Source organism: Alterinioella nitratireducens, assembly GCF_013155465.1.
GTDB classification, from domain to species: domain Bacteria; phylum Pseudomonadota; class Alphaproteobacteria; order Rhodobacterales; family Rhodobacteraceae; genus Alterinioella; species Alterinioella nitratireducens.
This window is the reverse complement of the sequence record NZ_JABJVX010000006.1, coordinates 203548-224560: the sequence shown is the minus strand read 5'-3', so window position 1 is coordinate 224560 and position 21013 is coordinate 203548. Positions and strand designations below refer to the sequence as shown.

Annotated in this window: 22 protein-coding genes; 6 read left to right on the top strand and 16 right to left on the bottom strand. The window is 66.6% G+C overall.

Annotated features, from left to right (window positions below; genetic code table 11):
* The first annotated feature begins 6 nt into the window (after positions 1 to 6).
* Complete coding sequence (locus HNS34_RS12220; protein WP_214647474.1) at positions 7 to 537, top strand: flagellar basal body-associated FliL family protein; 531 nt, start codon at positions 7 to 9, stop codon at positions 535 to 537.
* Here HNS34_RS12220 and HNS34_RS12215 read toward each other — a convergent pair.
* The 9 genes from HNS34_RS12215 to HNS34_RS12175 all read right to left on the bottom strand — a co-directional run bounded on the left by HNS34_RS12215 (position 525) and on the right by HNS34_RS12175 (position 9392).
* Positions 525 to 869 (bottom strand): TraB/GumN family protein, encoded by a 345-nt coding sequence (locus tag HNS34_RS12215; RefSeq protein WP_172320352.1) that lies wholly within the window; start codon positions 867 to 869, stop codon positions 525 to 527. The two genes, HNS34_RS12220 and HNS34_RS12215, sit on opposite strands and share 13 nt — an antisense overlap.
* Positions 866 to 1951, bottom strand: coding sequence for a flagellar type III secretion system protein FlhB (gene flhB / locus HNS34_RS12210; RefSeq protein ID WP_172320351.1), 1086 nt, complete (start codon positions 1949 to 1951; stop codon positions 866 to 868). The genes HNS34_RS12215 and flhB overlap by 4 nt, the downstream gene beginning before the upstream one ends.
* Entirely contained in the window at positions 1948 to 2715 is a 768-nt protein-coding gene (locus HNS34_RS12205) for a flagellar biosynthetic protein FliR (protein WP_172320350.1), read from the bottom strand. Before HNS34_RS12205 ends, flhB begins: the two co-directional genes overlap by 4 nt.
* Positions 2712 to 4775: a flagellar biosynthesis protein FlhA gene (gene flhA / locus HNS34_RS12200; RefSeq protein WP_172320349.1), complete on the bottom strand. Its 2064-nt coding sequence runs from the start codon at positions 4773 to 4775 to the stop codon at positions 2712 to 2714. The genes HNS34_RS12205 and flhA overlap by 4 nt, the downstream gene beginning before the upstream one ends.
* Positions 4776 to 4860: 85 nt before the next feature.
* Complete coding sequence (locus tag HNS34_RS12195; RefSeq protein WP_172320348.1) at positions 4861 to 6900, bottom strand: hypothetical protein; 2040 nt, start codon at positions 6898 to 6900, stop codon at positions 4861 to 4863.
* Positions 6897 to 7766: a flagellar motor stator protein MotA gene (gene motA / locus HNS34_RS12190; protein WP_172320347.1), complete on the bottom strand. Its 870-nt coding sequence runs from the start codon at positions 7764 to 7766 to the stop codon at positions 6897 to 6899. Before motA ends, HNS34_RS12195 begins: the two co-directional genes overlap by 4 nt.
* A gap of 27 nt (positions 7767 to 7793) precedes the next feature.
* Positions 7794 to 8396 (bottom strand): MotE family protein, encoded by a 603-nt coding sequence (locus tag HNS34_RS12185; RefSeq protein WP_172320346.1) that lies wholly within the window; start codon positions 8394 to 8396, stop codon positions 7794 to 7796.
* Positions 8397 to 8399: 3 nt separating this feature from the next.
* Positions 8400 to 8873 carry a DUF6468 domain-containing protein gene (locus HNS34_RS12180; protein ID WP_172320345.1) on the bottom strand — a complete coding sequence of 158 codons (474 nt, stop codon included), beginning with the start codon at positions 8871 to 8873 and terminating at the stop codon, positions 8400 to 8402.
* The gene (locus tag HNS34_RS12175) at positions 8874 to 9392 is read right to left on the bottom strand and encodes a flagellar basal body-associated FliL family protein (protein ID WP_172320344.1); all 519 of its coding nucleotides are present in this window, start codon (positions 9390 to 9392) and stop codon (positions 8874 to 8876) included. It lies immediately after the preceding gene.
* 124 nt (positions 9393 to 9516) lie between these two features.
* On the opposite strand from HNS34_RS12175, the gene fliF reads away from it, so the two are divergent.
* From fliF to HNS34_RS12150, 5 genes are read left to right on the top strand one after another with little or no spacing between them, the layout of a single operon-like run.
* On the top strand, positions 9517 to 11166 hold the full coding sequence (gene fliF / locus HNS34_RS12170; RefSeq protein WP_172320343.1) for a flagellar basal-body MS-ring/collar protein FliF: 1650 nt from the start codon (positions 9517 to 9519) through the stop codon (positions 11164 to 11166).
* Positions 11163 to 11762, top strand: coding sequence for a hypothetical protein (locus HNS34_RS12165; protein WP_172320342.1), 600 nt, complete (start codon positions 11163 to 11165; stop codon positions 11760 to 11762). The genes fliF and HNS34_RS12165 overlap by 4 nt, the downstream gene beginning before the upstream one ends.
* Positions 11755 to 12036: a FliM/FliN family flagellar motor switch protein gene (locus HNS34_RS12160; protein ID WP_172320341.1), complete on the top strand. Its 282-nt coding sequence runs from the start codon at positions 11755 to 11757 to the stop codon at positions 12034 to 12036. Before HNS34_RS12165 ends, HNS34_RS12160 begins: the two co-directional genes overlap by 8 nt.
* A 41-nt stretch (positions 12037 to 12077) precedes the next feature.
* Positions 12078 to 12758, top strand: a complete 681-nt coding sequence (gene fliP / locus HNS34_RS12155) for a flagellar type III secretion system pore protein FliP (RefSeq protein ID WP_172320389.1) — start codon at positions 12078 to 12080, stop codon at positions 12756 to 12758.
* A 12-nt stretch (positions 12759 to 12770) separates the two neighbouring features.
* Entirely contained in the window at positions 12771 to 13241 is a 471-nt protein-coding gene (locus tag HNS34_RS12150) for a hypothetical protein (RefSeq protein WP_172320340.1), read from the top strand.
* Positions 13242 to 13315: 74 nt separating this feature from the next.
* Here the strand turns inward: HNS34_RS12150 and HNS34_RS12145 are convergent, their stop codons facing one another.
* The 7 genes from HNS34_RS12145 to HNS34_RS12115 form a co-directional block, all read right to left on the bottom strand.
* A complete protein-coding gene (locus tag HNS34_RS12145; protein ID WP_172320339.1) occupies positions 13316 to 14416 on the bottom strand; it encodes a flagellar basal body P-ring protein FlgI in 1101 nt (366 codons plus the stop codon).
* The gene (locus HNS34_RS12140; protein ID WP_172320338.1) at positions 14413 to 15423 is read right to left on the bottom strand and encodes a flagellin family protein; all 1011 of its coding nucleotides are present in this window, start codon (positions 15421 to 15423) and stop codon (positions 14413 to 14415) included. The genes HNS34_RS12145 and HNS34_RS12140 overlap by 4 nt, the downstream gene beginning before the upstream one ends.
* Before the next feature lie 3 nt (positions 15424 to 15426).
* Complete coding sequence (gene flgK, locus HNS34_RS12135) at positions 15427 to 16881, bottom strand: flagellar hook-associated protein FlgK (RefSeq protein WP_172320337.1); 1455 nt, start codon at positions 16879 to 16881, stop codon at positions 15427 to 15429.
* Between the two features lie 25 nt (positions 16882 to 16906).
* Complete coding sequence (locus HNS34_RS12130; protein WP_172320336.1) at positions 16907 to 18205, bottom strand: flagellar hook protein FlgE; 1299 nt, start codon at positions 18203 to 18205, stop codon at positions 16907 to 16909.
* Between the two features lie 99 nt (positions 18206 to 18304).
* Positions 18305 to 19135, bottom strand: coding sequence for a flagellar motor protein MotB (locus HNS34_RS12125; RefSeq protein WP_172320335.1), 831 nt, complete (start codon positions 19133 to 19135; stop codon positions 18305 to 18307).
* A 60-nt stretch (positions 19136 to 19195) separates the two neighbouring features.
* Positions 19196 to 20287, bottom strand: coding sequence for a Gfo/Idh/MocA family protein (locus tag HNS34_RS12120; RefSeq protein ID WP_172320334.1), 1092 nt, complete (start codon positions 20285 to 20287; stop codon positions 19196 to 19198).
* A 5-nt stretch (positions 20288 to 20292) separates the two neighbouring features.
* Complete coding sequence (locus tag HNS34_RS12115; RefSeq protein ID WP_172320333.1) at positions 20293 to 21003, bottom strand: GntR family transcriptional regulator; 711 nt, start codon at positions 21001 to 21003, stop codon at positions 20293 to 20295.
* Positions 21004 to 21013 lie beyond the last annotated feature (10 nt).

The following is a 21013-nucleotide window of genomic DNA, read 5'->3' as shown; positions in this document are numbered from 1 at the left end:
CGCGCCATGATCCGCCTGCTCATCCCCGTGATCTTGCTCATTCTCGGCCTTGGCGGCGGCGTCGGGGCCGGGATGATGCTGACCGGCGATGCGGGGGGCGGGGACAGCCAGGCCACCGACGGCAATCGCGTCGGCGCGGATAGCGATGGCGAGGAGGCCGCCGATGAAGGCGATGGGGATGGCGGCTATGGCGAGGAAGCCGACCCCGACAGCCCCTATGAATATGTCCGCCTCAACAACCAGTTCATCGTGCCGATCATCCGTCACGGCAGTGTGCGCTCGCTGGTGGTGATCTCGCTGACCGTCGAGGTTCTGAATGGGGAAAATACCCTGGTCTATTCGCGCGAGCCGCGCCTGCGCGATGCCTTTCTGCGGGTCATGTTCAGCCACGCCAATGTCGGCGGATTCGACGGCAGTTTCACCACGGTCGAAGCGATGGCCCCGCTGCGCACCGGCCTGCGCGAGGCGGCGCAGCAGATTCTGGGTGAAATCGTCCACGACGTTCTGATCGTCGATATCGTGCGTCAGGACGCCTGACCGCTGAGCTTGTCCAGAACCTGGCGGCGACCCTCTTCGTAGCGGGCCCTGTCGCGCGCGACCTCCAGGCTCGCGCGCGCATTGGCCATGCCGCGCGACCGCGCCTGCAGGTCGGCCTCGCACCCCACCATCCAGCGCGCCGCCTGCAGCGCGGTTGCGGGATCCTGCAGTGCCGGTTCGATGGCCGCTTTCCGCTTCCTCAATCTGTCGATATCGGCCTGCCGGTCCTGGACCTGTCGCAGCTCGGTCGCGGCCTCGGCCTTGGCGCGGGTGGCCTTGATCTCGGCGATCCCGGCCAGCAGGGCCAGACGTTTCCGGGCCGCGGAAGTCATGTCAGGGCCCGCGCAATCCGGCGCATCCGGTCGGCAAAGCGGATTGCGGCGGCCACGGCGCGGTAGTGATCGGGCGCAATACCCTGGCCGACCTCGATCGTGGCATGGAGCGCGCGGGCCGTGGGCGGGTCGCTGTAAATCGGCACACCGGCCTCCGAGGCGACCTCGCGGATGCGCGCCGCGGCGTGGTCGACGCCCTTGGCGACGCAGACCGGCACCTCGCCCTGGTCGCGTTTCCAACTCAGCGCGACAGCGTAATGTGTCGGGTTGACGACGACCACGTCGGCCCCCGGCACATCGGCAAGCATCTTGTTCAGCGCGATATCGATCCCCTTCTCGCGCCGCTGCTGTTTCATATGCGGATCGCCCTCGGATTTCTTGGTCTCATCGACCAGTTCCTGCCGGTCCATGCGGTGTTTTCGGTGATGCGCGCCGACCTGCCAGACGTAATCGATCAGCGCGAGGAAGGCGGCCAGCATCACGACGGCGGTCAGGAACTCCAGCGACAGCCGCCCCAATTCGCCGGTGATCTGCCCGCCGGAGCTATGTGGTGTCGCAAGAATCCGGTCGCGGCGCGACCAGAGCATCCAGGCCAGAAGCGCGCCGTAGAGGCTGAGCTTGGCCGCGGCCTTGGCGAATTCGAACAGGCCATTGCGCCCGAACTTGTTCTTGGCACCGGACAGGGGCGAGATGCGCGAGAGCTTCGGCGTCAGGTTGGTGGGCGTGAACAGGATCGCCCGCTGCGCGAAGAGCGACAGGATCAGAAGTGCGCCGGGCACGACCAGGATGATCCCCGCAGGCACCCCGATGGCCAGTAGCACGCCGCCGCCCGTGGCCTGCCCGCCGCGCGACAGCATCAGGCGCGACAGGTCGGGGGCCTGGTCCAGCAGGACCGCCAGGCGCGATCCGATCTGCTGCCCGAGCGTGGCGCCGAAAAGCGCCAGCACCAGGAGAAACCCGCCATAGACAATGGCGGTGTTCAGGTCGCTCGACCGGACAATCTCGCCCTTCTTGCGCGCCTCCTCCAACCGCGCGGGCGTCGGGTCATATGGCTTGTCGCCGGGGGGGGTATCCTCGCTCATGGGGTCATCGGGGCGGCCAGAACGGCCTGCATCATCCGCATCCAGACCGGCAGGATGATCGGCGTCGACAGGAACAGGATCGCGAGCCCGCCGAAGGTGATCGCGGGCGCGCCGACAAAGGCGACCATCAGCTGCGGCATGGCCTTGTTGATGACGCCGAGCGCGACATTGTAGAGAACCGAGGCGACCAGGAAGGGCGCGGCCAGCGAAAAGGCCAACCGGAAGGAGGCGGCGACCCTCCCGATGCCCCAGGTGGCGAGGTCGCCTGCGACGGGAACCTCTCCCGCGGGCAAGATATCGTAGCTTTCAAGCAGCATCCGCGCGACATGGACATGCAGGCCCAGAAGCACCGCCAATGCCATGCCCGCAAGCATCAGGAAACCGGCGATGGCCGGTTGCGGATCGGGCGCCGCGCCGCCGGCGATCTGGCTGAGGGATGTCGCCTGCGCGGCCATGGAGCCCGCGATTTGCAGCGCGTGGACCATGAGCCGGATGGCGATGCCAAGAAGCAGCCCCGCCAGCGGTTCGGTGAAAAAGATCCGGGCGTCCAGACGTGCCGCGCTGTCCGTCAGGCTCGGGGCCAGCGCGGGGGCCAGCAGCACCGTCATCGCCACCGCCGCGCCAAGCCGGACACGGGCGGGGATGTATTGCTCGGCGATCGTTGGCAGCACCAGGAAACACGCGCCGACGCGCAGGAAGACGAGCAGCGCCAGGGCCAGCCAAGTCTGCGACGTGCCCAGAAGTTCGGCCAGCGCAAGGGTCATGGCGCGGCCACGCCGACGAGGGCGGGTTTCGCCTCCAGCCCGATCTCCTCGAAGGAGAGGACCGGGTTCAGGATGCCGCGCGATAGCAACACGGTGCGCAGAAAGCGCCGACGCAGGGCCGAGGTGACGATGGCGGGATAGGTGCCGTTCTCGCTGGCCTGTGCGATCTTGTCGCCAATGGACCGCGCGAGGGAGTTGAAGGTGTCGGGCGGCAGCGCGATCTCGGGCAGCCCCCCCTCACCGCCGATCTGGTATTCGGCAAAGATATCCTCCCACTGGCCGGCAAGCTGGACCAGCGGCAGGGTACCGTCATCGCGTTTGAGACCCGAGACCAGTTGGAATCCGAGCCGCTGGCGGACATGTTCGCATAGCAGGTTGGGTTGCTGGATCGTGGGCCGTGCCTCGGCGATGGCCTCAAGGATGAGCGGCAGGTTGCGGATCGAGACCTGCTCAGCCAGCAGGAGGCGCAGCACACCATGCAGCACGTCCATCGGCACCTTGTCGGGCACCATTTCATTCAGCAAGCGACGGTTGCCCTCGGACCGAGTCGGGTCGGATAGTTCCACGAAAGCGTCAAGCTGGCGTTGCAGCGCCTTGAAGGTCAGCAGGCGCGAGAGGTTCTTTTTCAGCGTTTCCATCAGATGCGTGGCCAGAACCTCGCCCGGCGCGACCACGGTGGCCCCGGTCATGGCGGCGCGGTCGCGGTCTTGCGGCACGATCCAGCGCGCGGGCGCGCCATAGACGGGTTCGGACACGTCACGGCCCGGTGGCAACGCGCTTTCATCGCCCGATTTGAGCATCAGGAACCCCTCGATCTCCAGGCTGGAGCGGGCATGTTCGACGCCCTGTATACGGATCGAATAGGTGCCGGACGGCAGGTCGTCGCGGTCGGTCAGGCGGATCTCGGGCAGGATCAGGCCGAAGCTGCGCGCGATATGGTCGCGCATGTTGCGGATGCGCGCATCCAGTCCGCTGCCGGGATCGAGCGCCATGGAGACGAGGTCCGGCGCGAATTCGACATGGATATCGTCAAGCTCCAGCACGTCGCCGATGCGTTCCGACGGCCCGGCCGTATCCGTCCCGGTCTCCACCGGGGCAGCCTCACCTTCGCGGCGCAGAGTTGCCGCGCGGAAGAACGCCGCCGCGGCCATCACGAAGGGCAGGAAGGGCAGTCCCGGCACGACCGCGAAAAGCGCCATCAATGCCGCCACCGTGGCCAGGGCCGTGGGGTGGCGGCCAAGCTGCGTCAGCAGCGCGACGTCCGTTGCCCCGGATGTGCCGCCGCGTGCCAGAAGCAGCGCCGAGGCGATCGCGATGATCACCGCCGGAATCTGGCTGACCAGCCCGTCGCCAACGGTCAGGACGGAATAGGTTTCAAAGGCCTGTGACAGCGGCATCCCGTGCATGGCAGTGCCGAAGATCAACCCCATGACCAGGTTCAGAAGAGTGATCAGAAGGCCCGCGATCGCGTCGCCCTTGACGAATTTCGACGCCCCGTCGAGCGAGCCGAAAAAGGTCGTCTCGGCCTGTTCGACCTCCCGCCGACGCTTGGCCTCGGCATGGTCGATGGCGCCCGCCGACATATCGCTGTCGATGGCCAGTTGCCGCCCCGGCATCCCGTCGAGGGCAAAGCGCGCGCCGACCTCGGCCATGCGGGCGGCCCCCTTGTTGATAACGATGAAATTCACGATCAGGAGGACGCCGAAGACGACCAGCCCCATCACCACGTTGCCGCCCATGACGAACATGGCAAACCCCTCGATCACGCCGCCCGCGGCGGAGGTGCCAGTATGGCCGTTGCCGATAATCAGCTTGGTCGAGGAGACGTTGAGCGAGAGCCGCAGCATCAGCGAGGCGAGCAGCACGGTGGGGAAGGCCGAAAAATCAAGGGGCCGTTCAATGAAGAGCGTGACCGTGAAGATCAGGATCGCGAGGCCGAAGGACATGGCGAGGCCGATATCCAGGACCCAGGACGGGACCGGCAGGATCATCATGACGATGATGGACATCAACGCGAAGGCGAAGAGGATGGTCGGCTGAAAGATGTCCCGGATGCTCATCAGTTTCGCTGGCCTTTCTGACCGAACTCGAACCGGGCCTTCAGCCCCTGCCATCAAGGTATAAAATCAGAGGGTTACCAAAAGCTTAGCTTCCGGGCTCGGCCGTGGTGAGAAGCGCCTGAACCGCGGCACGCCGGGCGCGGCTTTCCTCCAGCAGGGTCGTGATCTCCTCGCTGCCGGTCGCAGGCCCGGGTGGGGGGGGCACCGGGGCGATTGCGGGGTCGGGCGCTGGCCGGTCGGTCCCATCCCGGGTCAAGCGCTCGAAGGCGCGGGTCAGAATCTCCCGATCGGCGGCGCGGTCGGTGCCGCCTGCCATGATGACGTCGCGGGCAAGGTCGGGCAGGCCGTTCGACAGGAAATACTCGGCGACCTGGCGGCGATAGGCGGGTGACGGGAAATGGCCGAACTGGCCAAACTGCGGTGAGGAGAGCAGGATCAGAAGCTGCGCGGTCTGGTCCTGATCCATCAGGATATCGACCACGTCCGTGAAGATCGGCATCGCGGCATCGGCGTCGCGCTGCATCGTCGCCGAGAGGTGCTGCATGATCGGGTCGAGATTGCCGTCAAGCGCATGGGCCAGCGCCGTGACATGGACCAGCCCGTTCCGGTCGGGTTGCGGGTCGGTTTCCAGGATCAGCGCCTCGGCGGCGATCAGGTCGGCGGGGTCGGCACGGCCATCGGTCTCGATCTGGGCGCGCAGGCGATGCGTCATCGCCGAGGCCGCATTGCTGGCGCTGACATGGGCGGGCGGGGCGGTCGGAGCGGCCAGTCCGGGGGCGGCCTCGGCCAGGTCGAGATCGAGAAGGGTCAGCGCCTCGGACGGCAGGCGTCCGCCCCGCCCGAGATTCTCCCGCACCTCCATCGCGGCGGCGTCATCGCCGGCCTCGACGAAATTGCGGGCCAGGTCCGGGCCGAAGAAATCGCGCAGGATCGCGGGCAGAGCGTAGAAATCCGCGAGGATCCGCGCGCGGACCTCCTCATCCGGCCTGCTTTCGGACGGAGCGGTCAGAAACAGCCAGAAGGCCATCGCAGGCGCGCAACTGTCCTGCATGTCGAAGCTGCCAAGCGTGCCGCGTCGACCCTGTTCGAGATACTGGGCGAGACCGGCATGAAACGGCGTGTCCAGTCCGGCCTGCGACAGCCAAAAGGCGGCCTCGGCACCGAAACCGTGATAGAGGTAGAACTCTGCCAGCAATTGGGCCTGACCCGCAACCAATTGACCGCGATCGTCATAAAGCCCGACGCGCAAGGCCCCGATCCCGTTGGCGAAACTCATCCCGTCGGACCAGTCCGCCACCGGTCTGGCAGGGGGCGCGATGCAACTGGTGGTCGCAGGGGGGATCAGCCGTTCGGGCACGGCATTGGCATTGAGGTCGAAGGCGTTGGCCATTTCAAGCGGGGGGGCAACCGTGGCCTCGGGCGCGGGGGGGGGCGGATCGGGCGGCGTGGCCTCGGACGGCTCCGGTTCAGGGGGCACGACCGCGGGGTCCGGGTCGGCGCTGGCGAAGGGCTGGCCGGGGGCGATGTCCAGAAGTCCGGCTGCGGTTGCCCGCGCCAGTTGCTCGGCCAGCGCATTGCCCGCATCGGTGATGTCGATGCCGGGAAACTCCGCGGCAGCGAGGGGCGCAGGAGGCAACTGGGACGGGTCGGGCGCGGCCTCGGCCTCAATGAGGAGCGGCAGGCGCAGTTGCGGGGCGGACATGCCGTCGGGGGTCGGCGCGGAAGGCGGAGCCGCAGCCACCTCCGGCTCGGGCTCGGGCGGCGAATAGGGCGTGTCGTTGATATCGATGATGAGGAAATGGTCCTGGTAGCGCTCCAGCGTGACGGTGCAGGCGCAGGCAAGGTCCAGGCGCAAACCGTCCCCGGCGCTGATCTCGGTCAGGCGATTGCGTCCGATCAGGGTGAAGACGCCGGACAGATCGAACCCCGGCGCATCGGGTGTGAACCGGATCAGAACGCTGTCGCCCGTTCGCGTCATCTGCCAGTCCCGATCCGCGCCGACCCGCGCCACCAATCGGGTGAAGCCCGCATGATCGCCCGAGCGTATTGAAATGGCCTGCGCCATGGTCTGCTGTCCGGCCAGGAGCAGGCAGAGGGCGCAGAAACAACCGATCAGCGCCCTCATGCCGCGGCCTGCCGCAGACCTTTGAGCGCGTCCTCGAGATCGTTGAAGGAGGGGCGAATATGGCCCGGCGTGTTCTGGCGCCCGACCTCGATACAGATATTGGTCGCGTGATGGTGCAGATTGGCCACCAGAACCTCGCGAATCAACCCGTAGAAATGATGCTCCTCCTCGATCACGGTCTTGACCTTGGCGGCGAAGGGGCCGACCAGGCCATAGGCCAGGAACACGCCCAGAAAAGTGCCGACAAGCGCGCCACCGATGAGTTTGCCAAGAATTTCCGGAGGTTGGTCGATAGATCCCATGGTCTTGATCACCCCCAGAACCGCCGCGACAATGCCAAGCGCGGGCAGCCCGTCGGCGATGGTCTGCAGCGCGTGCGAAGAGTGCATGGCGTGATGCAGATTGGCCTCCATCCGCTTTTCGATCACATCCTCCACCTGATGCGGATCGTCGTAATTCAGCGAGGCCGAGCGCAGCGTGTCGCAGATCAGATCGACGGCCTCACGGTCGGCGAGAATCCGGGGATAGGTGCTGAAGATTGAGGATTCCGCGGGGTTCTCGGTATGTTCTTCCAGCGCCACGGCGTTTTCGCGCCCCAGGCGGATCAGTTCATAGAGAAGGCAAAGCAGGTCGCGGTAATCCTCGTGCTTCCATTTCGGCCCCTTGAAGACCTTGAACACGTCCTTGACCGTATGCTTCACGCCCGAGAAATCGTTCGACAGGAGGAACGCCCCGACCGCCGCACCACCGATCATGGTCATCTCGTAGGGCAGCGAATAGAGGATGATGTCGAGATTCCCGCCCGAGGCGAGGTAGCCGCCGAAGACCATCCCGAAGATGACCAGGATACCGATAATTCCTATCATGCTGAACCTTCTGTTCCTGCTGATCCGTCAGGGTTGCGTTGCGGGCGGCGTGGCGTTGCGGGTCGCCAGCAGGACCGAGATCGAATAGGCGACGGCGGGGTCCAGCTCGGCCAGCACACCGGCCGCGGCATCGGACTGCATCCGGCCCAGGAAACCGGCGGCAAAGCTCGGGTCCATCTGGGTGAAGAGGGCGGCGGCGTCGCCCGCATCCATCGTCTCATACATCTCGGTCAGGCGTTCCAGGTCCGATTCGGCGGCCGTATCGGACAGCGACAAAAGCGCCTCCAGGCGAGCCTCGGTCTCCTCCAGCGCGGCGAGCTGGCCGGTGACCATGGCCTCGGCCTCGGCCACGGCCTGCGCGCGGGCGTCAATCGCGGCTTCGCGCGTGTCCAGCCGTTCGGCCCGGCCCTCGACGCGCGAGAGCGCCAGTTCCAGCGGTTCGATCGCGGCGCATTGGCCTGGATCGGATGAATTGGCGGCGGTCTCGCGCTCGGGGTCGCCCGCCGATGCAAAGGCGATGTCGAGCGTGCCGATGCGCAGCGCACCTGAGGCCATGAAGAGCGCGAAGAATGTCACCAGCCCGATGCGTTGCCAGAGCCTGCGACGCGGTTTTCCTGTCGATTTGCCCATGGCTCAGCCGATCTCCGCAAGACGGGATTTCTTTTGCAGAAAGAGAGGGATGGCGTTGTCCTTCTCATCCTCGGGCGGATGGCGGCGCGAGCCGAATGTCACGACCGGTTCGACCGGCTGCACGGTCTTCTCGATATCCCATGCTTCCAGGTTCGCCTCGGTCGGTCGGGCGTCTTCGGGCGGGGCGAAGTCATGGCAGGCCGACATGGTCAGTTCCAGTTCCTCCAGCAGGCGCTGCGCCTCGGCGTTGAGCTCCTCCAGCCGGGTTGCGGAGCCTTCCGAGCCCGATCTGGTCTCGGCCAGTGCCTTGCTCATGTCATCGACCTGCGCCGACAGCACGGCGATGGCACCGCCGAGCCCGTTGTCGATGCGCGACAGCCGGGTCAGGCGGCGCGACAGGATCAGGCAGAACGTCCCCGCCCCCAGGGTCGCGAGGATCAGGAGGATATCGGCTGCGTTGCTCAGGATCAGGTCCATTCAGTTCACCACGAATTCAGTCACGAGAAGGTCACGCACCAGCACATCGCCGGTGACGATCTGGATGCGGCGCAGAAGCTGCGCGCGCAGGCGCACGAGGGTGCGGGGGTCGTTCAGCTCCTCCATGTCGATAACGCGCAGGTAGCTGTTCAGCACGTCGAGGACGCGCGGCAGGAGATGCGTGACCTCTTCCGCATCGTCGGGTGCGACCTCAAGCTCGGCCGAGAACATCAGGTGACGGCCAGTGGTGCCGGGCCCGAGCGAGATTACCAGCGGTTCGAGCGGGACGAAGGCGACCTCCTCCAGCTCGGGGCGGATATGGGTCACGACCTCGTCTTCCTCTTCGTCGCCCTGCCCGTCATCCGAGGCTGACTCGACCGATCCGGCCAGGGGGCCGCTGGTCACCGCCCAGTAGCCGCCCGCGCCGCCGCCGACCGCCAGCACAAGGCCGACAAGCAGCGGAATCAGAAGACCTTTCTTCTTTTTCGGGCCGTCTTCGGCTGTATCTGTCTCGGCCACGGTCCGCACCTCCTGCGCTTGTCTGGCAATCCGATCATTAGCCGCTCAGCACTAACCAAATCTTAAGCGGCTTGCGTTTTGATCGCCCTCATCAGGCCAGAACGGCTGAGAGGAGATTTCATCGGTGCAGCAGCTCATTGATACCTGGGGGGGCCTGGATCTGCGGCGTCGCGCGACCCTGCTCGGGGGCATAGCGGGTCTTGTCACGGTGCTTGTTTTCCTGTCGCGCATGGCCATGGCCCCCAGTTTCGCACTGCTCTATTCCGGCCTCGATCCCGCCGCCGCAGGTGAAGTCATAACCGCGCTGGAGGCGCGCGGCGCGCGCTACGAGGTGCGGGGTGATTCGATCCATGTCGAGGTGGTGGACCGCGACGCGCTGCGCATGAGCCTGGCGGGCGAGGGGCTGCCCGCGCTTGGTGCGGCTGGCTATGAACTGCTCGATTCGCTGTCGGGGTTCGGCACCACGTCGCAGATGTTCGATGCCGCCTACTGGCGCGCGCGCGAAGGCGAATTGGCCCGCACCATCGCCGCAAGCCCGCGCATCCGCGCCGCCCGCGTGCATCTGGCCACATCCGACAACACGCCCTTCCAGCCCGAAGCCGAGCCGACCGCGTCGGTCAGCATCCGGCCCGTGTCGGGGGGCATCACCTCCAGCCATGCACAGGCGCTGCGCTACCTCGTTGCCTCTGCCGTGCCGGGGTTGCTGCCGGAAAACGTGACCATCATCGATTCCGATTCGGGCCGCGTTCTGGCCGGGACTGACAGCCAGAGCCCGACCTCGGACGCGACCGGGCTCGCCGACGGGCATCGCCGCAATATCGAACGTCTCCTCAATGCGCGCGTCGGCCCCGGCAACGCGGTGGTTGAGGTCAGCGTCGAATTGATCAACGCCTATGAAACGGTCTTCGAGCGCCGGATCGACCCTGACAGCCGCGTCATCATCGGCACCGAGTCCGAGGAAATGACCAACAGCTCCTCGGAAAACGGCAGCGGGGCGGTGACCGTCGCCTCCAACCTGCCCGAGGGCGACGCGGCAGGGGGCGAGGGCGGCCGGTCCACCCTGCAGAACTCCGAAACCCGCGAAAGCGTCACCTATGACGTGTCGGAAATCCAGCGCGAAACCGAAAGCGGCCCGGGCACGATCCGCCGCATCAGCGTGGCGGTGCTGGTCAATGCGGTCTCGGCCCCCAATGCGGATGGCATCCTGGAAACCGCACCGCGCGATGCCGCCGAACTGGCCTCGCTGCAGGCGCTGGTGCGCTCGGCAATCGGCTATGACGAGGCGCGCGGCGATGTCGTGACCATCGAATCGATGGCGTTCGAACCGGTGCCGAACCAACTGCCCGATGATGTGGCCGGTGCGGGAATCTTCGCGCGTTTCGACTTGATGAACGCCCTGCAATTGCTGGTCCTGGCCATTGTCGCGCTGACCGTGGCCTTCGGTGTCATCCGACCCCTCTTCGCGCAACAGCCGCGCGGCGGGGGTGGGCCCGACAGCCCACCCGGTACATTGGCCGGACCCACCCCCGCCCTCGGCATTGCCGCGCCGCCCGACAGCACCACGGCCCCCCGCGCCGCGCTGGCCGCGCCCGCGCAGGAGCAAGCCGCCAACGCGCCGGCGCGCGAGGCCCCTCCGCTGGAAAACGCCCCCGCCCTGGTGACGGAAGAACCCGCCGACCCGGTCGCGCGTCTGCGCCGCCTGATCGAGGAACGAGAGGAGGAAACGGTTGAAATCCTGCGCTCCTGGATGGCCGAGGATGAGGAGGCGACATGAGATACCGTGCCCTGAAACTGGAGGTCTTCGGCGCAACCCCTGTAACCGCCTCGGCCCCGTCCGATGTCGATGTCGAGGAAGTCCGGCTGGCCGGGTACGAGACCGGCTACCAATCGGGATGGGACGATGCGACCACCGAGCGGGAGAAGTCCGACCAGTTGATCGCCGCCGACCTGGAACGCAACCTGCGCGATATTTCCTTTACCTATGCCGAGGCGCGAAACGAGGTCCTGACGGGCCTCGGCGGGCTTTTCTCGTCGATCCTGTCGCAGTTCCTGCCCGCCATTGCCGCCGAAGCCGTCGGTCCGATTGTCGATGCCGAGCTTGCGGCGCTGACCAACGATCTGGGCGAGGCGAGGTGTGAGCTTCTGGCGGCCCCGCGCACGGTTGAGCAACTGGGCTGGCTGGCCGAACGGCATATGGAGATCGACCTGCGCCTGACCCCAGAGCCCGCCTTTGCAGATGGCCGCGTCGCGTTGCGCTTCGCGGGCGAGGCGCGGGAGATCGACCTGTCCGCCATGGTGGACGCCATGGCGACGGCGATCCGCGACTTCACGCAGCAAGAACCCCAAGAAGAGGAGCGGCGGAATGCCTGACCTTCCCGAATCCCGGAGCGCGGGCCAGACCCGCCTGCGCTCCGTCCCCGTCGAGGTCCGCGTCTGCGTCGGCCATGCCCGGCCCACCGTGGCCGAATTGCTGGAGCTGCGCCAGGACGCGGTGCTGCCGCTCGACCGGCGCATCGAGGATCCGGTGGAACTCTATGTCGGCGACCGGCTGGTCGCCTATGGCGAGTTGGTGGAACCCGACAGCTCCGGCACGGGCGCGCTTGGCGTGCGGCTGACCGGCCTGGTCGATGGCGGTGCGGCATAAGCGTGCGCCCGCCACCGCTGTCCCTGATCCTGGTCCTCCTGATGCTGGCCGCCGCGCCGGCGGCAGCACAGGATATTTCCATCGACCTGGGCGAGGGCGGGTCGCTGACCGCGCGCACCTTGCAGATCATCGCGCTGATCACCGTGCTCAGCCTGGCACCGGGGCTGGCGATCATGATCACCTGCTTTCCCTTCGTGGTCACGGTCCTGTCGATCCTGCGCCAGGCCATCGGCTTGCAGCAATCGCCGCCCAACATGCTGATCGTCAGCCTGGCGCTGTTCCTGACCTATTTCGTCATGTCACCCGTGTTCGAGGCCGCCTACCAGGCCGGGATCGGCCCGCTGATGGAGGGCGACATGGACACGATGGAGGCCCTGGCCCAGGCCTATCAGCCCTTTCGCAGCTTCATGATGGCCCGCGTCGATCCCGACACGCTGCAATCCATGGCCAGCCTGCGCGAGGTCGCGGACCTGGGCGCGCCAGAGCCTTCCATCCTGATCCCCTCCTTCATGCTGAGCGAGGTGGAGCGCGCCTTCCAGATCGGGTTCCTGATCTTCCTGCCGTTCCTGATCATCGACCTCGTGGTCGCGGCGATCCTGATGTCGATGGGCATGATGATGGTGCCGCCCGCGATTGTTTCCTTGCCCTTCAAGCTGGCCTTCTTCGTGGTCGCGGATGGGTGGGCGCTTGTCACCGGCGCATTGGTGCGCAGCTATTTCTAAGAGGGAGATCCCATGCAATCGGAAGCGTTGAAACACAGCACCCCGGCCCGAAGCGACCGTTTTGCGCGCAAGGCGCGGGTGCTGCTGGACCTGATCGGCCCCGGCGGGCTGGAACGTCTGCAAGGCGCAGGGCTGGAGCCCGAGATCCTCGCCGCGCTGGAACAGGCCGCCGACGAGCCCGCGAATGCCGGCACGGCCACCTTGCCCGATCCGACCGGCCTGCTGCAGCGCTTTCGCGAGCGTGGCATGCTCGACCGGGAGGTGCCGCCGCCTCGCCCCGCGCCATCGCCGCCGAAGGCCGATATCGCATCGACCCTCGGTCAGCGCATCGCGGCGCATTTGCAGGATGACGCGTTGGAGCAGGAGAACCCCGCCGTCATCGCCTATATCCTGCGCGCGCAGCCCAAATCGGTGCAGGCGCGCGTCTTGCGGGCGCTGCCCGGCGCCTGCGCCCGCGCCACCATCCGCCACATGAAGCGCTGAACCTCGCGCCCCGACGACAAAAAAAGCCCCGGACCGATTGGCCGGGGCTTTCTTCGTGCCGGATACAGGCCCCGTTACCGCACGATCAACTCGGCATGCAGCGCGCCCGAGGCGTTGATCGCGTTGAGGATGTCGATCATGTCGCCGGGTGACACGCCGAGCGCGTTCAGCCCCGCGATCACCTCGGACAGCGACGTGCCGCCCGGAACCTCGGCGAGGCCCGTCCCCGCCTCCTCGTCGATCCCTACCTGGGTGCGCGGCACGATGACGGTCTCGCCTTCAGAAAACGGGTTGGGCTGGACCGCGATTGGGGCCTCCTCGATTCTCAGCGTCAGGTTGCCCTGTGCGACGGCGACACGGGATATGCGGACATTCTCGCCCATCACGATGGTGCCCGAGCGCTGGTCGACCACAACGCGGGCACGGCTTTCGGGCTCGACCAGGATATTCTCGATCCGGAACACGGAATGTGCCGCTGAAAGATCATTGGTGGCGCTGAGGTCCAGCGCCACGGTGCCCGCATCCAGCATCAGCGCGACGCGGCGGTTGTAGAAGGCGTTGATCGCGGCCTCGATCCGGGCGGCGGTGGTGAAATCGGGGGTGCGCAGCGCCAGGCGCATCGTGTCCAGGCTGGCCAGCTCGAACTCCACCTCGCGCTCGATCCTTGCCCCTGACGGTACAATACCGGCAGTCGGCACGCCTTCGACGACACTGGCGGCCTCGCCCTCGACCGAGGCGCCGCCCGCGATGATGCTGCCCTGCGCGACGGCGTAAATCTCACCGTCGGCGGCGGTCAGCGGCGTCATCACCAATGTGCCGCCCATCAGGCTTTCGCTGTCGCCGATGGCCGAGACCGTGATGTCGATCTGGCTGCCGGCGCGGGCGAAGGCGGGCAGGGTGGCGGTCACGATCACGGCAGCGACATTCTGCGGCCGAAACTGTTCGCCCGAGACGTTGACGCCGAGCCGTTCGAGGATGTTGGTCATGATCTCCTCGGTGAAGGGAGAATTGCGGAGGCCGTCGCCGGTGCCGTTCAGCCCGACGACAAGGCCGTAGCCGATGAGGTCGTTGCCACGCACGCCGTCGAACTCGACCAGATCCTTGATCCGGATCGGGGTGGCGGCGGCGGCCCAGGCCAGGCAGGTCAGGATCAGGGCCAGGATCAATCGGGTCATCGCATGAACTCCGTCAGGCTGAGGCGGGTCAGCCGGGTGGTCAGAAGGTAGAGGCTTTCAAGCCGCGTCTCGGCCTCCTGCAACTGGGTGGCGACGCTGTAGGGGTCGATGGATGTCAGCGCGTTGCGTTCAAGCTCCAGCAGGCCGCGGGCGGTGTCGCCGCGAACCTGTGCGGCTTCGATCCGCGCCTCGACATCGCCCAGGTCGGCGCGCATGTCGGTGATGCCCTCATTGCCCTCGATCATCTGCAGGGCGGCATATTCCAGCATCTCGCGCGTGTTCGCATCGCCGGGCGGCCCCTGGCCGTCCGAGACCAGCGTGGCCAGCGCCATCCCCATCAACGCCGTGCGCAGGGGCGGGTCCAGCGCGGTGAGCGGGTTCGACACGGTCTCGCCTTCGGCGATGGAAAACCCCGCCGCCGAACCGGTGCCGCCCTGATAGGCCAGCGTCTCAAAGCCGCCGCCGGGATCCATGAACCAGCTGTCCAGCGTGGCGATCAGGTCGGCGGCATCCGTGGCCCCGGTGGCGAGCGGAGCAAGTTGGGTGAGCAGCGCGTCGCCGGTGATCAGGGGGGCCGTGTCGGTGGCGGTGCCCGAAAACAGGGCCCGGCCCGCGACCTCCTGGTTGAGCATGGCGATGGCGGTGTTCAGCCGGTCGCCCGCGCTATGGGCGACGATCTCCATCTCGTGGCTGACGCCGACGCCGGTGGCGGCCAGAAGGGACGGGCCGATCTGATCAAGCTCGGCCTGCACGGTGGCGAGCGCCGATTGCGCCGATGACGTGACCAGCGCGGCCTCGGCCCCGGCGGATCTGTAGGCCTCGGTCAGGCGCAGGCTGCGCTCGATCCCGGCCAGCGCCGAATAATCGCCGCCAAGTGTCCGGGTCATGTCTGAAGTCTGGCCGCTGGCAAGCTCCTGCGTGAGGCGGGTGAGGTCGGATTTCACCTGCGCGTGCTGCTGGCGCAGATGATAGCTGCGGGCCTGGTCGGCGACAGAGGTGATCGGCATGGCTCAGATCCTCATCAATTGGTCGAGCATCTCCTCGACCGTGCTGACCACGCGCGCGTTCGCGGCATAGGATGTCTCGATCTCCAGGAGGCGCTGCATCTCGCCGTCGGTGTCGACGCCGCCGCGCAGTTCGGCCTCGCGCAGGGTGGCATACTGACCGCTGGCATGGCTCAGATCGGCCTCGGCGAAATGGCGGTCGGTGGCGGTGAGCGACAGGAAATCGGCGGAAAGCTCGCTCATGGAGCGGCTGGTGCCGGAAAAGACGGCAGAGGCGGTGGGACGGTCGGCCTGCAGGATCTGCAGGCGCCCCTGCAAGAGAGCGGGGTTGCCCGCGTCGCCCTCGGCCCCCGCGCCGATGCCGTCGCGCAACCGCCAGACCGCGCCGCCCTGGGCCGGGTCGGTGGCGGCGTTGATGCGCAGGCGCGCGGCCAGGCCGGTCTCGTTCAGGGCCGAGGCGCGGGCGCCCGCATCGGTGAAGAAGCCGGGATCAGTGGGCCCGAGCGTCGGGTCGAGACCGGGGTCATCCATGCGCGCGGCCAGGTCCATCGCAACCCCGTCAAGCTGCGCCTGCGCCTTGGTCGTAATGCTGTCGCGCACCTCGAAGAGCGCCGCCAGCCGCCCGCCCTGAAGCGCGCCGTAGCTGCCATCCAAAGTGACCGGGCGGCCATTGACAGTGAGGCCGGAAAGATCGCCATCGGCATAGGTCATGTCGGGCGTGATCGCGGCGGCCGGGGTGAACCCGAACTGCGCCGGGCGGCCATCCAGCAGCGACACGCCATCGCCGGTATAGAGTGTCACCATACCGGCGTCGTTGCGCCGCTCGCGGATGGGCACGAGATCCGAGATCGTGTCGATCAGCGCCTGCTGCTGATCCTGCAGCCCGAGCGCGTCCTCGCCCCGCGACACGGCGGAGCGGATCGAAATGTTGAGGTCGTGAATGGCCGCCAGCGACCGGTTCAGCGTCTCGACTTGGGTGCCGATCTGGCGGTCGGCCTCTAGCCGAATAGACTGGATCCCGTCCGACAGGCCGTTCAGCCGTCCGGCCAGGCGCTGCGCGCTTTGCAGCACGCCCTCCAGCCGCGACTGGCTGTCGGGACGGCTTGCGGCGGAGACCAGCCGCGCCTCGAAATCGTCGAAATGGCCCGAGAGGCTGCCGGGGGTGTCGGGCGTGCCGATCAGCGTCTCGATCCGCGCGAGGTATCCGGCACGGGTGTCGGCATGGCCCTGCGCGGCACCTGCATCGCGGCGCTGTCCGGTCAGGACCGGGTCGCTGTCGCGGGTGATGCCGACAACGCGGACGCCGCCATAGGTGCCATAGGTCATCGAGGTGACCGCCAGGCGCCGCACGCCGTAGCCGTCGGTATTGGCGTTGGCGACGTTGGACGACACCACCGAGGCCGCGCGGGCGCTGGCCGACAGACCGGAGAGCGCCGATCCCAGGGCGTTGGAAATGCTCATGGGTCAGCCCCGCGCATAGCCTGGTTCAGCGCTTGATATTCGTGGTTTCCTGCAACATCTCATCCACCGTCTGGATGATCTTGGCGTTGGAGGAATAGGCCCGCTGCGTCTGGATCAGCTGTGTCAGCTCGCCCGCGACATCGGTGGTCGATTCCTCACGCGCGAAGCCGATCACGTCGCCTGTCGGCCCGTCGCCGGCATCCCACATGAAGAACGATCCGCTATCGGGCGAGATCTGGTAGGCTTGGTTATTCATGGCGATGAGGCCGTTGGGGTTGGGCACGTCGATCACCGGCACCTGGTAGATGACGCGGGTGAAACCGCTGTCATAGATGGCATGGACCATACCCTCGGGATCGACTTCGACCGAGGTGAGGTTGCCGACCGGAGAGCCATCCTTGACCACCGGCGCGAAGGAGAACGTGTCGGACAGCTGCGTCAGGCCCGAGGGATCGCCGATCGCACCGATCTCCACCTCCAGCGGGCCGCCATCGACGGTCAGGGCAATCGAGCCTGTGGTCGCGTTATAGGCCCCGCCGCTGACGGTCGCGACCGACAGGAGGTTGCCGCCATTGCCCGGCGAATCGTCGAAGGTGACGGTGTATTCGCCGACCACGGCATTGCCGGAGGCGGAATCGCGCATCGTCATGGTCCATTCATTGGACGATCCGGTGGCGGGCACCGTGGGTGTATAGGTAATCTCCAGCACCTGACTGGTGCCGAGATTGTCGAAATATTCCGTGGACATGACGACCGGGTCGCCGGGTTGCCCCGCGGCGGTGGCGGTGGCGGGCAGGTTGACCGTCAGGTCCATCTGCGTCGTGCGGTCGCCCGCGAATTGCCCGGTATTGGCGCGCACGGGTTCCAGCGCCTCGGTTGTGTCGCGCGGGAAGGTCGGGATGGTGCCGTCCGCATTGGCGGGCCAGCCCATCAGGACAAGCCCGGTTTCGGTCGTCAGGTAGCCTTCCGAATTGGGCCGGAAGGAGCCGGTCGTGGCCAGCATGACCGTGCCGCTGGCGCTGCCGTTGATCGAGGTTTCCGTCGTCACCGGCAACATGCCGCGCCCGCCGATGGCGAGGTCGGTGGGGTTGTTCGTCGTGATCAGCGTGCCGCGCTGGTCGACCATGCGGTCGGTGATGACCCGCACGCCCCCGGCGGAATAGCTGCCATGGCCCTGGCTGATCACCATTGACTGGAAATCGGTCACCGCGCGCTTGTAGCCGTAGGTGCCGGAATTGGCGATGTTGTCTGAAATCGAGGCAAGGCGGCTGGCGTTCACGTTGAGGCCGGCAACGCCCGCGTTGAGCGAGGAGGAAATGGTCATGAATGCGCCTTTCTGCTGCATCTCGTCGTGTCGGATGCTACACAAGCACGGGTGGCCTTAATGTCGGCCTAACAGGTAAAATTGTCCCGAGATTTTCGGCTACTGCCCTGTTCTCAATAGAACAATTTCCAGCCGGTCATTGCGCACAGCCATCGGATCCGAGGTGGCGGGGCTGCGGTCGGCATGGCCGGTGACGCGGCGAAAGCGCTGCGCGTCCAACCCGGCCTCCTGCAATTGCTGGCGCAGGATATGGGCCTGCGCGGTGGAGCGGTCCCAGATCGTCTCGCGTGCGATGACGATGGGCTCGGCGCGGACATAGGCGCCGATGGCGACGCTGTTGGTGACGGTGTCGAACAGTTCCGCCATGACCCGACTGAAGGCCACCAACCAAGGCTGCAACGTGTCTTCATCGGTGAAAAGCGGCGCGCCGGGGCGGGCGAAAATCTCGATCACCAGGCCCTGATCGGTCAGGCGGGTCTGCACATGCTCCAACGCCTGGTCGCTGATCCGCGAATCGCCCATGCCTTGCAGGCTGTCCTCGATCTCCTCCAGCACTGCCTGTTCCAGCGCCGCGCTGTTGCCGGTGCCGAGCGCCCCCATTGCCTGGCGTCCCTCGGTCGGGTTTTCCGATGTCGCGCCGGTGCCGCTTTGCGCCAGGTCTTCCTCGGAAAACGGGCTGTCGCCCCCAAAGGAGCCGACGCCGCCGCCCGAGATGCGCGCCACCGGCACGGTCGGGGTGAAGTAGTCGGCCAGGCCCTTGCGCTGTTGCTCCGTGGTTGCGTTCAGAAGCCACATCAGCATGAAGAACGCCATCATCGCGGTGACGAAATCGGCATAAGCGACCTTCCAGGCGCCACCATGATGGCCGCCGCCCGCGATGACCTTCTTCTTCTTGATGATGATCGGACGCAGCGCTTTTGAACCGTCCATTGCGGAGCCTCGGAAACCCGTGATTGGCCCGGACGCTAACAGCGACCTCTGAACAAGCGCTTAAAGCGTCACCGCCTGACCCGTGAGGGCCGATTGCTGTGCCGCCAGCCCCATCCGCACCGCCATCGCGCCATCGTTCAGCGACACGGCGGGTGCGCCTCCTTGCCGGATGGCCTGCGCGAACAGCCGGTGCTGGTAGAAGGTGGAGCCGTTGTGATCGCCCGCCTCCAGCAACGTGGGATCGACCGGAATATCCATCTCGACCGGGCCTTTCGGGTCACGCGGGCTGACGATCAGACGCGGGACCGGGGCCGCGCCAAGATGCTCGGGCCAGAACCGGCCCGGTCCCGGCACCAGCGCCTCGATCTTGCCGCTCGGGCCGGTGGCGCAGACCTCCTCCTGGTAGCGGCTGCCCTCGGCGAACATGCACAGTTCCAGCATCGCCCGTGCGCCGCTGGCGAAATCGACGATGACATAGCCATTGTCCCAGATATCGGGCGCAGCACCGCCATAGCGCTCGTCCAGATGGTTCACCGATTGCCCGGCCGACGCCATGATCCGCACCGGCTCCGATCGCAGAGCCAGCCGCATGAGGTCGAAGAAATGGCAGCATTTCTCGACCAGGGTGCCGCCGGATTTGGCGTTGAACCGGTTCCAGTCACCGACCTTTTGCAGGAAGGGAAACCGATGCTCGCGGATGGTCAGCATGCGGATTCCGCCGGTGGCCGCCTCCGCCTGTTCCAGGAAGGCGGCAATGGGCGGCATGTAGCGGTATTCCATCGCCACCCAGGTCAGGGCCGGGTAGGCCGCGGCGAAGGCCGCAATCCGGTCGGCATCGTCCGGTGCGGTGTAGAGGGGTTTTTCTATAAGAATGGGCAGCGGGCGGGTGCGCGCGATCTGGTCCAGCTGGTCGACATGCAGGTAGTTGGGCGAGGCGATCAGCAGCGTATTCACCGCCTCGACCGCCAGCAGATCGGCAATGGTCTCGACCACCTGCAATCCCGGCACCAAGGCGCGCGCGGCGGCCTGCATCCCCGGATCGGGCTCGCAAATGGCCACCACCTCGGCCCCGTCCACCAGGGCGATATTGCGGATATGTTCCTGCCCCATCATGCCGCAGCCGATGATGCCATAGCGCAGGTCGGTCTTCATGTCTTCTACCTCATTCGGGCGACATAGCGTGCCACGTCGCTGTCAAACCAGTTGCGGGAGACCTCGGCAACGCCGCCATCGCGGGCGTGGCTGTGCCGGGTGACGCAGCCGCAGGGGGTGCCGGGGGCGGGGGCGAATTCGGGCGGGCTCCATTCGGGCGCGGCATCGACGCCGACACTGTCGCGAAACCCGGTGATCCAGAGGCCAAGCGCCTTGCGGTAATAGAGATAGAGCGAGTGCGACAGGTGGTCGGCATCCAGCCGGTCGGCATAGCTGCCATCCAGCCAAATCTCCTCGACCGAGGCGGGTTTGCCGCCGAGGAACCGCAACCGGCGAATCCGGTGGCCCTCGATTGATGCACCGAATTCGGGCAGGTCGGCGGGCTTGGGCAGCCGTTGCACATCCAGGATGCGCGCCGTTGGCAGCCCGCCGCCCTCCAGCAGTTCCAGCCGGTAGAGCGCGTAGATCCCTTCCGGCGCGGAGGATCCCCTGACGTAATTTCCCGACCCATGCCGCCGTTCCAGCAGGCCCTTTTTCTCAAGCTTCGCCAAGGACTTGCGCAATGTCCCCACCGATGTGTCGAGCGACTTCGCCATCTCGCGCTCGGGCGGCAGGCGGGTGCCCCGGGGCAACCGGCCAGACGCGATATCGCGGATCAGCATCTCGCTGATCTGCAGGTAGAGGGGCAGGGCGCCTGAGGGCTGTTGTGCGGGCATCGGGAAAGGC

What these genes read in the sequence shown, in the direction of transcription:
- HNS34_RS12220 (WP_214647474.1), top strand. Translation starts at nt 7, where the DNA reads ATGATCCGCCTGCTCATCCCCGTGATCTTGCTCATTCTCGGCCTTGGC.
- HNS34_RS12215 (WP_172320352.1), bottom strand. Translation starts at nt 869, where the DNA reads ATGACTTCCGCGGCCCGGAAACGTCTGGCCCTGCTGGCCGGGATCGCC.
- flhB (WP_172320351.1), bottom strand. Translation starts at nt 1,951, where the DNA reads ATGAGCGAGGATACCCCCCCCGGCGACAAGCCATATGACCCGACGCCC.
- HNS34_RS12205 (WP_172320350.1), bottom strand. Translation starts at nt 2,715, where the DNA reads ATGACCCTTGCGCTGGCCGAACTTCTGGGCACGTCGCAGACTTGGCTG.
- flhA (WP_172320349.1), bottom strand. Translation starts at nt 4,775, where the DNA reads ATGAGCATCCGGGACATCTTTCAGCCGACCATCCTCTTCGCCTTCGCG.
- HNS34_RS12195 (WP_172320348.1), bottom strand. Translation starts at nt 6,900, where the DNA reads ATGAGGGCGCTGATCGGTTGTTTCTGCGCCCTCTGCCTGCTCCTGGCC.
- motA (WP_172320347.1), bottom strand. Translation starts at nt 7,766, where the DNA reads ATGATAGGAATTATCGGTATCCTGGTCATCTTCGGGATGGTCTTCGGC.
- HNS34_RS12185 (WP_172320346.1), bottom strand. Translation starts at nt 8,396, where the DNA reads ATGGGCAAATCGACAGGAAAACCGCGTCGCAGGCTCTGGCAACGCATC.
- HNS34_RS12180 (WP_172320345.1), bottom strand. Translation starts at nt 8,873, where the DNA reads ATGGACCTGATCCTGAGCAACGCAGCCGATATCCTCCTGATCCTCGCG.
- HNS34_RS12165 (WP_172320342.1), top strand. Translation starts at nt 11,163, where the DNA reads ATGAGATACCGTGCCCTGAAACTGGAGGTCTTCGGCGCAACCCCTGTA.
- HNS34_RS12160 (WP_172320341.1), top strand. Translation starts at nt 11,755, where the DNA reads ATGCCTGACCTTCCCGAATCCCGGAGCGCGGGCCAGACCCGCCTGCGC.
- fliP (WP_172320389.1), top strand. Translation starts at nt 12,078, where the DNA reads ATGCTGGCCGCCGCGCCGGCGGCAGCACAGGATATTTCCATCGACCTG.
- HNS34_RS12150 (WP_172320340.1), top strand. Translation starts at nt 12,771, where the DNA reads ATGCAATCGGAAGCGTTGAAACACAGCACCCCGGCCCGAAGCGACCGT.
- HNS34_RS12145 (WP_172320339.1), bottom strand. Translation starts at nt 14,416, where the DNA reads ATGACCCGATTGATCCTGGCCCTGATCCTGACCTGCCTGGCCTGGGCC.
- HNS34_RS12140 (WP_172320338.1), bottom strand. Translation starts at nt 15,423, where the DNA reads ATGCCGATCACCTCTGTCGCCGACCAGGCCCGCAGCTATCATCTGCGC.
- flgK (WP_172320337.1), bottom strand. Translation starts at nt 16,881, where the DNA reads ATGAGCATTTCCAACGCCCTGGGATCGGCGCTCTCCGGTCTGTCGGCC.
- HNS34_RS12130 (WP_172320336.1), bottom strand. Translation starts at nt 18,205, where the DNA reads ATGACCATTTCCTCCTCGCTCAACGCGGGCGTTGCCGGCCTCAACGTG.
- HNS34_RS12125 (WP_172320335.1), bottom strand. Translation starts at nt 19,135, where the DNA reads ATGGACGGTTCAAAAGCGCTGCGTCCGATCATCATCAAGAAGAAGAAG.
- HNS34_RS12120 (WP_172320334.1), bottom strand. Translation starts at nt 20,287, where the DNA reads ATGAAGACCGACCTGCGCTATGGCATCATCGGCTGCGGCATGATGGGG.
- HNS34_RS12115 (WP_172320333.1), bottom strand. Translation starts at nt 21,003, where the DNA reads ATGCCCGCACAACAGCCCTCAGGCGCCCTGCCCCTCTACCTGCAGATC.